The organism is uncultured Salinisphaera sp., from assembly GCF_964012375.1.
Classification (GTDB): Bacteria; Pseudomonadota; Gammaproteobacteria; order Nevskiales; family Salinisphaeraceae; genus Salinisphaera.
The window spans coordinates 1-15379 of sequence record NZ_CAXGSH010000091.1 but is presented as its reverse complement, the minus strand read 5'-3'; the positions used below and the strand labels follow the sequence as shown (position 1 = coordinate 15379).

The following is a 15379-nucleotide window of genomic DNA, read 5'->3' as shown; positions in this document are numbered from 1 at the left end:
CGCTGGCACGCCGTGCGCGGCTGCTGGGCGATATTCGGGCGTTCATGGCCGAGCGCGGCGTGCTCGAAGTGAACACGCCGCTGCTTGCCAGCGCCGCCCCCGCCGAGCGCGGGCTGGCGAGCATGCAGGTCGGTGATGACGGGTATCTCGTGCCGTCGCCCGAGCACGGGCTCAAACGTCTGCTCGCGGCCGGCATGGGCCCGATCTATCAGCTCGGGCCGGTGTTCAGATCCGGTGAAGCCGGGCGCTGGCACAACCCCGAATTCTGGATGCTCGAGTGGTATCGGCCCGAGGCAAGCATGGCCGATCTGGTTGCCGAGACCGGCGCCCTGATCGAGACGGTGGCCGGCGTGCGCTGCATGCAGCGCTGTGAATATCGGGTCGTATTCGAAGCGGTGACCGGCCTGAACCCGATTGCATGCGACACGGCCGCGCTTGCCGACTGGGCACGCCGGCAGCGGCTGGCGCCGGTCGAGGCGCCGGCCGATCACGACCGCGCCTTCTGGCTCGACCTGATCATGAGCCTCGCGGTCCAGCCGACGCTGGGCGAGCACGGGCCTCAGTGCGTGATCGATTTCCCCGCCGAAGATGCCGTACTGGTGGCCACCGATGCCGAACGCCCCGGCGTGGCCCGTCGCTTCGAATGGTTCTGGCAGGGCGTGGAACTTGCCAACGGCGCCCAGGAACTCACCGACGCTGATATCGCGCGCGAACGCATGCAGCGCGAACAACGCCTGCGCCGCGAGGCCGGCGCGGTCGAAACCCCGTTGGACGAGCGGCTGTTGGGCGCGATGGCGGCCGGGCTGCCGGCCAGTGCCGGGGTGGCTCTGGGCGTGGATCGCTTGCTGGCGCTGGTCTGTGGCTTTGCATCGATCGGTGAGGCGCTGGCCTTCGACTGGCCGCGGCGCTGACGCCGGCATGATCCGGCCCCCGGACCGCTGACCCGGTCAGCTGCTTGTAGCGCAATCGAAGAAAACAAACGCCGACTGCTGTGCGTCGTTCAACAGGGGCGCGGGCCTGTTCGCATACGTGCGTTGTTCAGCCGAAAAACCATCGACTTTTAGAACGCATGTTTCAGGCGCCGTTACCCAGGCGCGCGATGGAGTCGCCGAGCTTGACCGGCTGGCCGTTGGAAAGCGTGCTATCCCAGGCCAGTGCGCCGGGCCCGAACAGCAGGATCACGCTGGAACCGATCGAGAAGCGGCCCATTTCCTCGCCACGGGCGTAGTAGGCGTTTTCCAGGGTGGCATCGATAAAGCTTTCGTTGCGCGTGGTGCGCCGGTGCGGCGGGCATACCTGACCGGCCCAGCGGGTATGAATACCGCCCACGATGAATGCGCCGACCATCACCAGCGCCATTGGCCCCACCGCGGTGTCGTAGAGCGTCACCAGCCGTTCGTTGCGCGCGAACAGCCGCGGGATGGCGCGCACGCAGCGCGGGTTGACCCCGAACAGCCGGCCCGGCACGTAGCGCATTTCGCGCACGCAGCCGTCCAGCGGCATATGCACGCGATGATAGTTCGAAGGGGCGAGATAGAAGGTCGCATAGTGGCCTCCCAGAAACGCGGCCGACCAGGCCTCGCTGCCACCCACGAGCGTGCGCAGGTCGTAAGCCATGCCCTTGGTCTGGCAGATCATGCCGGTACGGGCCTCGCCGAAGGCGCCGAGCGTTCCGTCGACGGGCGATACGATGCGTTCGCGATCGTCGGGCATGGGCCGGGCATCGGGGGCCAGCGCGCGCGTGAAGAAGGCGTTGAAGCTGGAATAGGCCGTGGGGTCGGGCTGGGCCGCTTCCTGCATGTCGATATCGGGATACAGGCGCATGAACGCGTTGATCAGCGCCTGTTTGAGCCAGGGCAGGCGTGCCCGTGCCAGGGCATGGGCGGCGCGCGATATCGCGCGGGTCGGTAATAGCCATAGCAGGGCGGCAAAGAGCCGGTCACCGGTGCTTGCCGGGTTCGATGAAGCCATTCGAGATACCGTGAATCGGTGAATGCGCGCAGCGTAGCGTTCCAGGCGAGCTGTGCCTACTTGCATGGCGCTCGCCTTCGAAGATGCCGTATGACAACTGCTGCAGGCGGCGTGGTGATCGCGCAGGCAACGCAGGCACGGCGCAGCGGCCGGTTTTCGCCCGTCGGGCCATGCCTGCAGCCGCAACCGCTACCCGGCGCGTGAGCGGCGGCCCGTGGCGGGCGATCGCGCACGGCCTTCGTGCGACGGTGAAGAATTATGCAGGGGCTGTTGCGCCGCGCAAAGGGCGGATGTGGTTTATCCTTGCGCGGGCCGGCGCTTCGCGTCGCTATGATTGCGTACCTGCCCGTTGCCCGGTTGGCCCGGGTAAGGGATGTTCCGAGGCTACACACGAGACGGTATGACGGATCACGACAACACCGATATCGCCGCAACGCTCACGCGCGTGCTGGATTATATTCGCTGGGGCGCATCCCGCTTTGCTGCGGCAGAGCTGGCGTTCGGTCATGGCAGCGACAATGCGGTCGACGAGGCTGCCCATCTGGTGCTGGATACCCTGGGCCTGGATGCATCGCTGCCGGATGTCTATCTCGACAGCACGCTGACCCATGCCGAGCGCGATGCGGTCATCGAGATTATCGAGCGCCGTATCGCCAGCCGCCAGCCCGCAGCCTATATCACACATAAGGCCTGGTTCGCGGGCCTCGAGTTTTATGTCGACGAACGGGTGATCGTGCCGCGTTCGCCGATCGCCGAACTCATCGAAACGGAGTTCCAGCCCTGGCTGGGCCATCGCGAGCCGCTGTCCGTTCTCGACTTGTGTACCGGCAGCGGCGCTATTGCTATTGCCTGTGCGCTGGCCTTTCCCGAGGCCCGTGTCGTGGCCACCGATGCCAGCGAGGATGCGCTGGCCGTCGCACGTATCAATAGCGACAAGCACGATATCGGGCCGCAGGTGGAATACGTGAAGGCTGACCTGTTCGACGGCCTGCCCGAGCAGCGTTTTGACCTGATCGTAACCAACCCGCCCTACGTCAGCCGCGACGAATGGTCCGGTCTGGCGCCGGAATACCGGCACGAGCCCGGCTTCGCCTTTCATGGCGACAGCGACGATCTGCTGCTGGTCAGCCGGCTTTTATTCGACGCACGCGACTATCTCAGCGAAGATGGGCTGCTGGTGCTGGAAGTGGGCTATAGCGCCTTTGCGCTGGAACAGACTTACCCGGACCTGCCGATAACGTGGATAGAGCTCGAGCGCGGCGGGTTGGGCGTCGGCGTGCTGGAAGCACAGGATCTGGATGCCTGGGTGGATGCCCAGCGCGAGATCGCACAATAGTTTTCGACGGGCTAGAGATATATGGCAGGCAATACCTGGGGCGAACGATTCACGGTGACGACCTTTGGCGAGAGCCACGGGCCCGCGATCGGCTGCATCGTCGACGGCTGCCCCCCGGGCATCGAAATCAGCGAAGAGGCGTTGCAGGCTGATCTGGACCGGCGCAAGCCGGGCACGTCGCGCTATGTGACCCAGCGTCGCGAGGATGATCGCGCCCGTATCGTGTCGGGCGTGTTCGAAGGCAAGACCACCGGCACGCCGATCGGGCTGATCATCGAGAACACCGACCAGCGATCGCGCGACTATTCCAAGATCAAGGACGTATTCCGGCCCAATCACGCCGACTATGCCTACCTGCAGAAATACGGCATCCGCGACTATCGCGGTGGTGGCCGCTCGTCGGCGCGCGAAACCGCGACCCGCGTGGCCGCCGGCGCCATCGCCCGCAAGGTGCTCGCCGAGCGCTTCGGGGTGCGTATCCAGGGTTATCTGGCTGCAATGGGACCGTTGGAGCTGGCCTGCAACGATCTCGACGCCGCCAACCACAATCCGTTTTTCTGTGCCGAACCGGCGCGCCTCGAAGAACTGGAAAACTATATCAATGCGCTGCGCAAGGACGGGGATTCCATCGGCGCCCGCATCAATGTGGTCGCCACCGGCGTGCCGCCGGGCTGGGGCGAGCCGGTGTTCGACCGCCTGGATGCCGAGATCGCCAAGGCGCTGATGAGCATCAATGCGGTCAAGGGCGTAGAGATCGGCGATGGGTTTGCCGTGGTCAATCAGCGCGGCTCGCAGCACCGCGACGAAATGTCGCCCGAGGGTTTTGCCAGCAATCATTCCGGCGGCATTCAGGGCGGTATTTCAAGCGGCCAGACCATTCGCGCGAGCATGGCGCTCAAGCCGACCTCGAGCATCATCATTCCAGGCGATACCATCGACACGCAGGGCCAGGCCACGCAGATGCGTACCACCGGTCGCCACGACCCCTGCGTGGGCCTGCGGGCGACCCCGATCGCCGAGGCCATGCTGGCGCTGGTGCTGCTCGACCACGCTCTGCGCCATCGCGCCCAGAACGCCGATGTCGCCAGTGGTCTGGCGCCCATTGCCTCGGAGCGCGCTTGATTGATGCGTTGGTCTGGCAACGCGATCACTAAACGGCATAATACGAACGCAGTAGAACTCGCTTGGGGGATTTCGTTTCCATGACCATCAGATTCAAGACCTCGGCCGCCACGGCCCTTATCGTTGCCGCGCTGTCGGGCGGGGTGGCCCATGCGGACATGGACGCCGCACGCGATGCCTTGTCTCGCAACGACTATGCGAGCGCGGTAGAGCAGTTGAATGCGGTACTGGCGAAGTCGCCAAACAATGCCGAAGCAAGGTTTCTGAAGGGCCTGGCGTTGGCCCGCAGCGGCGATACGGCCGCTGCTCTGGATACTTTCAATGCGTTGGTGGCCGACAACCCGGAAATGGCCGAGGCCTGGAACAACCTGGGCGTGCTGCGCGCGCGCAACAACGACCTCGAAGGCGCTCAGACAGCGCTGGAAAAGGCGGTTGAAATCAATCCGCAGCACGGTCCGGCACAGGAGAACCTCGGCGATATCTATGTCGCCATGGCCCAGGGCGCCTATGCGCGTGCGGGCGAGTTGGAAAGCGACAACGCCATCGCGCGTGCCAAGAGCCAGCAGCTGGCCGAATTCATTGGCGGTGGCATGAGCGCCGGCTCGGCCTCGGCGTCCAAGCCGACACCGCCGGCCGTGCCCAACGTCACCGCACGGCGCGATGCCCCGGTCGATATCGATACCAGTTCGCCGCAGTCCACGCTGAAAAGCTGGGCCGCCGTCTGGTCGGCCCAGGATGTCGACGGCTATCTTTCGATGTACAGCCCCGACTTCGTCCCCGACGACGGCATGAGCCGCTCGGCCTGGGCCGCGCAGCGGCGCGATCGGGTGAGCGCGCCGGCGCGTATCGACGTGACCCTGAGCAATACCCAGATCGATCGGCGCGGCGAGCAGGCGCTGGTCAAGTTCAATCAGCGCTACAAGTCGGATACCTATCAGGACAGCGAGCGCAAGGCGCTGCTGATGCAGGAAACCGCCGACGGCTGGCAGATTCTGCGCGAAGGCGACCCCGACGCGATCAACTACACGGTATCTGCCGATGCGCCCCAATCGGAAAGCGTCGACAGCCAGCGTGTGAGCGAAGCACCGCCGGTTGACGGGGCGCCGTCCGCCGACGATTCGAGCCCGGAGCCGTCATCGAATACGGCCGGCCAGAACGCCAACGCCGAGCCTGCCTCGGCGCCGGCCCAGATGCAGGCCGAAAGCCAGGCCCAGGCACGCCAGGCCGTCGAACAAGCGCTCAAGGACTGGGCGGATGCCTGGGCGGCCCAGGATGTGCGCCGCTATCTGAATGCATATAGCGACAATTATCAGCCCAAGAACGGCACGAGCCTGACGGCATGGGCGAAATCGCGCGATCAGGCGGTCAAGGGGCCGGCCTGGATTCGGGTCGATATCAGCGACATCCAGGTCAGCCTGCTCGGCGATGACCGTGCCCAGGCCAGCTTTAACCAGCACTACAAGTCCAACAGCTACGAAGACCGCGAACGCAAGCGCGTGACCCTGGTACGCGAGGACGGCGGCTGGCGCATCGTGCGCGAAAGCTAGGGACGCTCGGCACAACCTCTCGCGGTTCGCGTTCGCGTCCGCAGAGACGGGGCGGCAAGGCGTCCAAGCGGCAGCGCGCCTGCCTTATTGGCAGGTCAAGCTCGGCAACGCGGGCGCAGCGTGTGTGAGGCCGAACCGCTGAGCGGCCGGCGCGTCGCTGGGATTGCGCCCAGGATCCTGCCATAAGGCGTTGTGCTGCTTGGCCCTCGAATAACCAGGGCCAGCGCCACGTGCGTCGTTGGGCACGATTTTGCGCCGCAACGCGGCGGTTGGCACGCGTATTAACAGGCCCTAGGCGTTCACGCCCGCTTCGCGCTGCGCGTCGAGCATCGCCAGCAGGGCGCGCGCTGCGTTGGACAGGCTCCGGCGGGGGTGGCGAATGGCCCCCAGTCGGCGCTCCATATGCAGGCCCGGCAGTTCGAGCCGGGTCAGTTCCGGATGCTGCATCGATGTGGGCAACACGGTCCAGCCGATGCCCACACCCGCGAGCATGCGCAGCGTTTCCAGATAATGACTGGTCATGCGCGGCGCCAGCGTGAGGCCGTATGGGCCGAAAGCGGCGACGATGATGGCGTACGTATAACTGTCTACCGGTGGCAACACGGCAGGATAGGCCGCCAGGTCTGCGATCTCGACGCGCCTCGCGCTGGCCAGGGCATGGTCGTGGCCGACGAATACGCTCATGGGATCATCCCATATACAGTCCTCCACCAGCCCCGGGTGGGACGGGGTGGGCAGGGTGATCACGGCCAGCTCGCAGTCGCCCTTGACCACGCTGCGACAGGCGGCTTCGGAGTCCTGGAAAACGATTTCCGGGGTCACGTTCGGATGGTGGGCGACATAGGCGCGCAGCACCTCCGGCATGCGATGCAGCCCAACATGGTGTGACAAGGCCAGGCGCAGGGGGCCCGCCGTTTCCGCGTGCAGGTTGTCGAGCGCGCGGCGTCCGTCCTGCACGACTGCGAGCAGTTCGCGCGCGTGCGGAAGATAGGCCCGGCCGGCCTCGGTCAATGCGACGCCGCGGCCCACGCGGTCGAACAGCTCGTGGCCCAGCCGTGATTCCAGCGACGCCAGACGTTTGCTGATGGTGGGTTGGCTCAGATGAAGCGTGTCGGCCGCAGCCTGGAACGAGCCCTGATCACAGACCGTGACAAACGCACGGATCGCTTCGGTTTGCATGAGAATCAGACCTGCCTAAAGGTAATCGATTATATCCAAAAGATTCATTTGAGTAATTTATCGGCGGCGCTTACGCTGTGCGCCATCCACCGATACGGAGCGAGTCATGGCACAGACGCTTTACGAAAAACTGTTCAACGAACATCTCGTTCGCGAAGAAGACGGCAACGGCTTGCTGTATATCGATCGTCACATGGTGCACGAAGTCACGTCGCCCCAGGCGTTCGAGGGGCTGGCGCTGGCCGATCGGCCGGTGTGGCGCGTGAATGCCAACCTCGCCGTGCCCGATCACAACGTGCCGACCGTCAATCGCGACGGCGGCATCGCGGATACCATTTCCCGTGCCCAGGTAGATGCACTGCTCAAGAACTGCAACGAGCACGGCATTCGTCTGTTCGGGCTGGGCGATCCGCGCCAGGGCATCGTGCATATCATCGGCCCCGAGCAGGGCGCGACCCAGCCGGGCATGACCATCGTCTGCGGCGATTCGCATACCGCCACCCACGGCGCATTCGGCGCGCTGGCCTTCGGTATTGGCACTTCGGAGGTGGAGCATGTGCTGGCCACCCAGACGCTGCCCCAGGCGCGCTCGAAAACCATGCTGGTTCGCGTGGATGGGCAGGTTGCGCCCGGTATTTCCGCCAAGGACATCATGCTCGCGATCATCGGCAAGATCGGCACGGCCGGCGGCACCGGCTACGTGATCGAATACGGCGGCGAGGCGGTGCGTGCGCTGTCGATGGAAGGACGTATGACCATCTGCAACATGTCCATCGAAGCCGGTGCACGTGCCGGCATGGTGGCGGTGGACGACACCACCATCGAGTACATGCGCGGCCGTACCTACGCGCCCAAAGAAGAAGAGTGGGAACAGGCCGAGCAATACTGGCGCACGCTGGTATCCGATGAAGGCGCCGAATACGACCAGGTCGTGGTGCTGGATGCTGCCGATATCGCACCGCAGGTCACCTGGGGTACATCCCCGGAAATGGTGGGCCCGGTCACCGATCGGGTGCCGTCGCCCGATAATGCCGCCAACGAAACCCAGGCCGAGAGCTGGCGGGCGGCGTTGCAGTACATGGATCTCACCCCCGGGGTGCCGATCACCGAGATCATGCTCGACAAGATATTTCTGGGTTCCTGCACGAACGCGCGTATCGAAGACCTGCGCGTGGCCGCGGAATATCTCAAGGGCCGCACGATCGCCCCGAATATCGAGCTGGCGATGGTGGTGCCGGGTTCCGGGCTGGTGAAACAGCAGGCCGAGAGGGAAGGTCTGGACGTGATCTTCAAATCGGCCGGGTTCGAATGGCGCGATGCCGGCTGCTCGATGTGTCTGGGCATGAACGACGACAATCTGCTGCCCGGCGAACGCTGTGCGTCCACCTCCAACCGCAACTTCGAAGGCCGCCAGGGCAAGGGTGGGCGCACCCATCTGGTAAGCCCGGCGATGGCCGCGGCCGCTGCGGTGTACGGGCATTTCGTCGATATCCGCGAGCTGGGCGTCGCGCAGTGAGCAGCGCCGTGAGTCGACGGGGCGAAGCCGGCGACGGCTGGAACGCGCACGCCTATGCGCGCGATGCGCGCTTCGTCGCCGAGCTGGCCATGCCGGTGGTCGAGCTGCTCGATGCACGCCCCGGCGAGCGGATTCTGGACCTGGGCTGTGGCGACGGTGTATTGAGCCAGGCCATCGCAGCACGGGGCGCAGATGTACTCGGCGTCGACGCCAGTGCCGAACTGGCCGCCGCGGCGCGAGCGCGGGGCATCGAGACGATCGTGCTCGACGGTCATGAACTGGCGGACAGTTCGCAAATTCGTGGCCGCTTCGATGCGGTATTCTCGAACGCGGCGCTGCACTGGATGAAGCGGGATCCGCAGGCGGTGGTCGACGCCGTCTACCAGCGCCTGTTGCCGGGTGGCCGTTTCGTCGGCGAGTTCGGCGCGGCGGGCAATGTCGCACCGATTCACGATGCGCTTCGACGGGAAGCGCAGGCGCGGGGCCTGGATGCGGATACGATCGATCCGTGGTATTTCCCGACCGAGGCGCAATACCGCGAGCGCCTCGAACAGGCCGGGTTCGTCGTCGAGGCATTGTTCAGTTTCGAGCGACCGACGGTGCTGCCAAGCGATATAGGCCGATGGGTGACCACGCTCGCCGGGCCGTTTGTCGGCGCCTTCGCGCCGGGCGCGGCCCGGGAAGACTACGTCGCCGCGGTGCGGGACCGTCTGATCGATACCCTAAGGGATGCGCAGGGGCGCTGGACGGCGCCCTATGTGCGGCTGCGTTTCGATGCACGCCGGGCGGCGGCCTGATCCGGGTCGACACTTCAACCGATTTCTAAGTAGCGAATATATCATCATGCAAGAATTCACGATTCACGAAGGGCTGGTGGCGCCGCTGGACCGCGCCAATGTCGATACCGACGCGATTATTCCGAAGCAGTTCCTGAAATCGATTCGGCGGACGGGGTTCGGCCCGCATCTGTTCGACGACTGGCGCTATCTCGACCAGGGTGGCCTGGAAACCGATATCGCCACCCGGCGCGAAAACCCGGACTTCATCCTCAACAAGGAGCCGTATCGTCAGGCGAGTATTTTGCTTGCCAGAGAGAACTTTGGCTGTGGTTCTTCACGTGAACACGCGGTGTGGGCGCTGGACGATTTCGGTATCCGCTGTGTGATCGCGCCGAGTTTTGCCGATATTTTCTACAACAACTGCTTCAAGAATGGCGTGTTACCTATTGCATTGAAAGCGGAAATTGTCGATGCGCTATTTGCTGAGGCCGAGGCGAACTCGGGCATGACCGCCAGGGTCGACCTGCACGAACAGCAGGTTGTGACCGCTGATGGCCACGCATACGACTTCGATATCGATGCCTATCGGCGCAAGAACATGCTCGCCGGCCTGGACGATATCGGCCTGACGTTGCAGCATGCCGACGAGATCCGTGCCTTCGAGGCGCGGCGTGCCAAGGAAAAGCCTTGGTTATTCCGCGACCTGTAGGCGCATGGCATATCGTATGCCCCGGTATTCGATAAAAGGACAGATCATTCCATGACAGCAAGAATTCTCGTGATGCCCGGCGACGGTGTCGGCCCGGAGATATGCCGCGAGGCGGTACGCGTGCTCGACACGCTGGCCAGCGACCACGGCCTGGATATCGAGCTCGACGAGGCGCTGGTGGGCGGCGCGGCGATCGATGCCGAGGGCGAACCCCTGCCGGAATCATCGCTCGCTGCGGCACGCGAGGCCGATGCGATTCTGTTCGGTGCCATTGGCGGGCCGAAATGGGATGATCAGCCGCGCGATAACCGTCCCGAATCCGGCCTGCTGCGGCTGCGCAGCGAGCTGGGGCTGTTCGCGAATCTGCGCCCGGCGATCCTGTATCCGCAGCTGGCGCACGTCTCGGCGCTCAAGCGCGATATCGTCTCGGGCCTGGATATCATGATCGTGCGCGAGCTCACCGGCGGTATCTACTTCGGTAAGCCCGCCGGCCGGCACAAGAACGCAAACGGCAAGCGCGAAGCGTTCAATACCATGCGCTACGACGAGGACGAAATCCTTAGGATCGGGCGGACCGCCTTCGATATCGCCCGCGCGCGCGGTGGCCGCCTGTGCAGTGTCGACAAGGCCAATGTGCTCGATGTCTCTCAGCTGTGGCGGGACGTAATGAACGAGCTGCATGCCGAATATCCGGACGTCGAGCTCACTCATATGTACGTCGACAACGCCGCGATGCAGCTCGTGCGCGCGCCCAAGCAATTCGACACGCTCGTGACCGGCAATCTGTTCGGCGACGTGCTTTCGGATGCGGCCGCGATGCTCACCGGTTCGATCGGCATGCTGCCTTCGGCATCGATGGATATCCACGGCAAGGGGCTCTACGAGCCCGTCCATGGCAGTGCGCCCGATATCGCCGGCCAGGACGTCGCCAATCCGCTGGCGACCATTCTGTCCGTGGCCATGATGCTGCGTTATTCGCTCAACCGCGGTGATCTGGCCGACAAGGTAGAGAACGCGGTGGGCTATGCGCTGGATCGCGGTCTGCGTACCCGCGACATCATGGACGACGAAACGCAGATGGCGAGTACCCAGGAGATCGGCGGCGCCATCGTCGATATGCTGCGCTAAACAGCGCGTGCAGCCAAAACAGGCGCGGATTGAGCGGAGGCGCGATGACCAAGACATATGACGTGGCCGTGGTCGGTGCCACCGGTACGGTCGGCGAGGCCATGCTCGAAATACTCGAGCAGCGCGAGTTTCCGGTCGGCCGTGTTTTCGCGCTTGCCAGCGAACGTTCGGCCGGCAAGCGGGTGCGTTTTCGTGACAAGAGCGTCTCGGTCGCGGATATGGCCGATTTCGACTTCTCGCGGGTGCAGCTCGCGCTGTTCGCGGTGGGTGACGACGTCTCGCAGCGATTCGCGCCGAAGGCCGCCGCGCACGGCTGTATTGTCATCGACAACAGCGCGTATTTCCGTACCGACGAAGACGTGCCCTTGATCGTGCCGGAGGTGAACCCGCAGGCGCTCGCGGGCTATCGCAATCGCGGCATCGTAGCCAGTCCCGGCGCTGCAACCATCCAGATGGCCGTAGTGCTCAAGCCGATTCACGACGCCGCCCAGGTGCGGCGCGTCAACGTGGCCAGCTATCAGGCGGTATCCGGTTCCGGGGCGACGGGCCTGCGCGAACTCGCCGATCAGAGCGCACGCCTGCTCAATGCCCAGGCAATCAAGACGCCGGCGGTGTATGCCAAACAGATTGCCTTCAACGTCCTGGCCCAGATCGATACGATCGAGGACAACGGCTATACGCGCGAGGAGATGACGCTGGTCCGGGAGACGCGACGGCTTCTGGATGCGCCCGCCATGCAGATCAACCCGACCGCGGTCACGGTGCCGGTTTTCTTCGGCCATTCCGAAGCGGTGCACGTCGAAACGCGCGACAAGCTCTCGGCGGCGCAGGCGCGCCGTCTGTTGCACGCTGCGCCAGGGATAGAGCTCGTGGATACGCCGCAATCGCACGGCTACGCGAGCGCGGTAACCGACGCTGCGAACCAGGATGCTGTGTTCGTCTCGCGTATTCGTGAAGACATTTCATGTGAGAATGGTCTAAATTTCTGGGTGGTGGCCGATAACGTACGCAAGGGTGCTGCACTCAACGCCGTGCAGATCGCCGAAAAACTGATCGAAGAACATATATAGACATCTACGATGCGCCGGGCCGACAGGCCAACGGGCGCGTCGGCCCTTGTCGTTCGAAGGTAAAGACGAAGGGTTGGATCCAGGGGGATACACAGGCGCCGTGGTCGATTCAAAATCGTGTTTGAGGCGCGGGCTGCAGACTGCAGCCGTGGCTGCCTTGCTAGGGAACGCGGGCGTCGCTTCGGCGCTCGGGTTTGGAATCATTCGGGTGCATTCGGCCCTCAATGAGCCGCTGAACGCGACCATCAACCTTGTGGCACTCACGCCGGAGGAAAGAACGGCGTTGCAGGTGGACATGGCCAGCGCCGACATGTTCCGGCGCTTCGGTATCCAGCGTACCGGCCTGGCGGATCGTATCCGTATCGTGGCAAGCCCCGGCAGCGAAGACAGCCAGGTTCTGTTGCGCCTGACCACCGATGCACCGGTGCAGGAACCGTTCCTGCGCTTTCTTATCGAGGCCGATACCGGTAGCGGCCGTGCATTGCGCGAATATACGGTGCTGCTCGATCCGCCGGGCCAGGTGCCGTCATCACAGGCGGCAACGCCAGCCCCGCGTACGCCAACAACAGCGCAATCTGCGCCGGCGCCTACGTCGACGAATGCCGTTCCGGATTCGGCTGCGGCCACCCGCGCTGGCCCGGCATCGGCCGACCCCGTGCCCAATCGTTACGGCCCGGTAGCGGGCGGCGAAACGCTGTCGCGCATAGCGGCCGATCTTCGCCGGCCCGGAACCACACTGGATCAGATGCAGGTGGCGATTTATCGCAACAACCCGCAGGCATTCAGCGATAACATGAATATCCTGCTGCGCGGCGCGATGCTGGCTATCCCGCCGGTCGAACGCATTCGTGCGATTGGCCGCGACGAAGCACAGGCGGTGGTACGTCGTCAGCAGGCCGAAGCCCTCGAACGCCTGGCGCGCGCCGATGCCAGCACGGCTGTCGACAGCGCGACGTCATCGGCCACGGGCGCGTCGGCCACGACCGATGCCCGTTTGCGCCTGGAGCCATCTCGTATCGAAGGCCGTGGCGCGGGGGGCGAGGTCGGCACCGCCGGCTTCGGCCGGCTGGCCATGCCGGATTTCGATAGCGCGAACGACCAGGCGGGCGCGACAACGCCGGCAACCTCGCCGGCCGGCCAGACCGGCGCCGCCGAGGCCGATCCGATGGTCGCGGAGGGCGGGGCCGCGCCCGAGCGCGCCGATTCTTCGGGTGCGTCGGCTCAAGCAGTCGATACGACAACGAGCGCGGGCATGCCCGTCGACGAGACGACCCGCGATCCGGCGAGCGCCGACAACGACGCCGATGCGCCGACCCCGGACGCGGTCGATGCAACCGCCGGCACGGCCACAGTGGCCGCCGAGTCGCCCGATACGCAAATCGATAACGGCGCGCAACCGGCGATGACGACGGACAGCGCAACCGATGCCGGCGAGCCTTCTTCGCAGCCGCAGGCAGATGCAGATCTGGGAGACACGCTCGAGCAACCCAGCGACGGCGACTACCGGCCGCTGCCGTCGGCCGACGCGGATGTGGTCGGGGCGTCCGACGGTAATAGTTTGCTGCGCCCGCGTAACCTGTTGCTGATCGCGACCGGGCTGGGGCTGGTCGGTTTGCTTCTGGCCTGGCGCCGGCGTCGCCAGTACAAGCCGGTGCCGCTGCACTTCGAGGCTGAAGGCGGACATGCCGCAGAACCGACCGTCGGCGAGCCCGTACCGGGCGCGGGCGAACCGCGCGAAGCGCATATCGCTCCGGCACCGGATACGAGCCGGCCGTCGCAGCGCATCGAACGCGCCGAGGCTCAGATAAAGGCCGGCGAGTTCGATCAGGCACGTGAAACCCTCGAAACCGGGCTCGACGAATACCCCAGCGACAGTGGTTTGCAGGACAAGCGCCTGGAACTGGACTATCTCACCGGCGACGATCAGGCCTTCATGGCCAATATCGACCGTTTCGGTGCCGCGCTCAGCGACAACGGCGTGCGCTGGGCGGGCGTAGCCGCCATGGGCCGGGTGCTGCGCCCGCAGGACCCGCGTTTCGCGCTCGGGCTTCAGCCCGATAGCGGCGCTGCGACGCCCGCCGAGACAAGCACGCCGACGCAGCCGGACGCCGAATCGGCCCAGGCTCTTTACGAGAGTTTCGTGTCCAGCAGCGATAGCGGCCTCGACGACGAGCTGCCGCCGGTGCCGGAGCGAGACGATGCGGAGTCCGAGCGTTTCTTCACCATCGATGAGTCGCCTGAGGATTCGGAGCCGGCGCCAACCGCGCCTGCGCATGAGTCGAAGGCGGACAAGCGCAGCAGCAGCCCGGATGCGGCCTCCGAAATGGATGGCTTCGAGTGGGAAGATCAGGCGATCGAGCAAGGCGGCGAACGCGAGCACGATCAGGGTGACGACCCGGGGCTGGCGTTCGATCTGGATAGTCCGCGCGAGGCCGCGCCCAAACCCGAGCCCAAATCGGTGCAGACCATCGATACCGCGGGCTTCGACCTCGATGACGGCAGCGATAGCGAAACCGATGGGGATGAGCAGACCGATCCGGTCGAAATCCGGCTCGATCTCGCGCGCATGTATATTGAGATGGAAGACAACACGGCGGCACGCGAACTGCTCGAAGACGTCCAGAAAGAGGGCGATGAGACGCAGCGCGCCACCGCCACCGATTTGTTGAACAAGCTCTAGGGCGTGTCGTCATAAGACATGACGTCGCATTGCCCGGACCGGGCGTGTCAGGCAAGGCGGGGCCCACGGTCAAGGTCCGCCAGCGGCATGGCGCGTCCGGCGCGGGCAACCCCCAACGGATAACGACCGGTCGACGGCCAAGCCCTGGCAATCCATCGCCATAGTTGATTTTCAAGGGCTCGCTCGCGTGGAACAACCACGCGCCGCTCGCGATGGCTTGTCTTGCCGCGGCTTGGCCGCCGATGCGCCGCCTTATCTTATGATGACACGCCCTCGGGGCTTGTTCATACTGGCGCGCCTCGTCGCCATGGTGGCGATGGCGTGATCCTTTTTTTCGCTGAA

Annotated in this window: 12 protein-coding genes; 10 read left to right on the top strand and 2 right to left on the bottom strand. The window is 64.8% G+C overall.

The features are described 5' to 3' along the window. Positions 1–911 (top strand): EF-P lysine aminoacylase EpmA (gene epmA, locus ABNU97_RS14420; RefSeq protein WP_348767387.1); only part of this gene is annotated, 911 nt, incomplete at its 5' end. 163 nt (positions 912–1074) lie between these two features. Here epmA and asd read toward each other — a convergent pair. Then, positions 1075–1971, bottom strand: a complete 897-nt coding sequence (gene asd, locus ABNU97_RS14415; RefSeq protein WP_348767386.1) for an archaetidylserine decarboxylase — start codon at positions 1969–1971, stop codon at positions 1075–1077. 400 nt (positions 1972–2371) lie between these two features. Between asd and prmB the strand changes: the two genes are divergently transcribed. From prmB to ABNU97_RS14400, 3 genes are all read left to right on the top strand, one after another. Then, positions 2372–3307: a 50S ribosomal protein L3 N(5)-glutamine methyltransferase gene (gene prmB, locus ABNU97_RS14410; protein ID WP_348767385.1), complete on the top strand. Its 936-nt coding sequence runs from the start codon at positions 2372–2374 to the stop codon at positions 3305–3307. A gap of 21 nt (positions 3308–3328) precedes the next feature. Continuing rightward, positions 3329–4429 (top strand): chorismate synthase, encoded by a 1101-nt coding sequence (gene aroC, locus ABNU97_RS14405; protein ID WP_348767384.1) that lies wholly within the window; start codon positions 3329–3331, stop codon positions 4427–4429. A gap of 80 nt (positions 4430–4509) precedes the next feature. Beyond that, positions 4510–5976: a tetratricopeptide repeat protein gene (locus tag ABNU97_RS14400; protein ID WP_348767383.1), complete on the top strand. Its 1467-nt coding sequence runs from the start codon at positions 4510–4512 to the stop codon at positions 5974–5976. A 291-nt stretch (positions 5977–6267) separates the two neighbouring features. Here ABNU97_RS14400 and ABNU97_RS14395 read toward each other — a convergent pair whose 3' ends face one another. Next, positions 6268–7155 carry a LysR family transcriptional regulator gene (locus ABNU97_RS14395; protein WP_348767382.1) on the bottom strand — a complete coding sequence of 296 codons (888 nt, stop codon included), beginning with the start codon at positions 7153–7155 and terminating at the stop codon, positions 6268–6270. 106 nt (positions 7156–7261) lie between these two features. On the opposite strand from ABNU97_RS14395, the gene leuC reads away from it, so the two are divergent. The 6 genes from leuC (at position 7262) to ABNU97_RS14365 (ending at position 15037) form a co-directional block, all read left to right on the top strand. Next, the gene (leuC, locus tag ABNU97_RS14390; RefSeq protein WP_348767381.1) at positions 7262–8671 is read left to right on the top strand and encodes a 3-isopropylmalate dehydratase large subunit; all 1410 of its coding nucleotides are present in this window, start codon (positions 7262–7264) and stop codon (positions 8669–8671) included. Between the two features lie 8 nt (positions 8672–8679). Then, positions 8680–9468 (top strand): methyltransferase domain-containing protein, encoded by a 789-nt coding sequence (locus ABNU97_RS14385; protein WP_348767380.1) that lies wholly within the window; start codon positions 8680–8682, stop codon positions 9466–9468. A gap of 46 nt (positions 9469–9514) precedes the next feature. Next, positions 9515–10159 (top strand): 3-isopropylmalate dehydratase small subunit, encoded by a 645-nt coding sequence (gene leuD / locus ABNU97_RS14380; RefSeq protein WP_348767379.1) that lies wholly within the window; start codon positions 9515–9517, stop codon positions 10157–10159. A 51-nt stretch (positions 10160–10210) separates the two neighbouring features. Then, positions 10211–11287, top strand: a complete 1077-nt coding sequence (gene leuB / locus ABNU97_RS14375) for a 3-isopropylmalate dehydrogenase (RefSeq protein ID WP_348767378.1) — start codon at positions 10211–10213, stop codon at positions 11285–11287. Between the two features lie 44 nt (positions 11288–11331). Next, a complete protein-coding gene (locus ABNU97_RS14370; RefSeq protein WP_348767377.1) occupies positions 11332–12357 on the top strand; it encodes an aspartate-semialdehyde dehydrogenase in 1026 nt (341 codons plus the stop codon). 208 nt (positions 12358–12565) lie between these two features. Next, positions 12566–15037, top strand: a complete 2472-nt coding sequence (locus ABNU97_RS14365; protein ID WP_348767376.1) for a FimV/HubP family polar landmark protein — start codon at positions 12566–12568, stop codon at positions 15035–15037. The last annotated feature ends 342 nt before the right edge of the window (positions 15038–15379 follow it).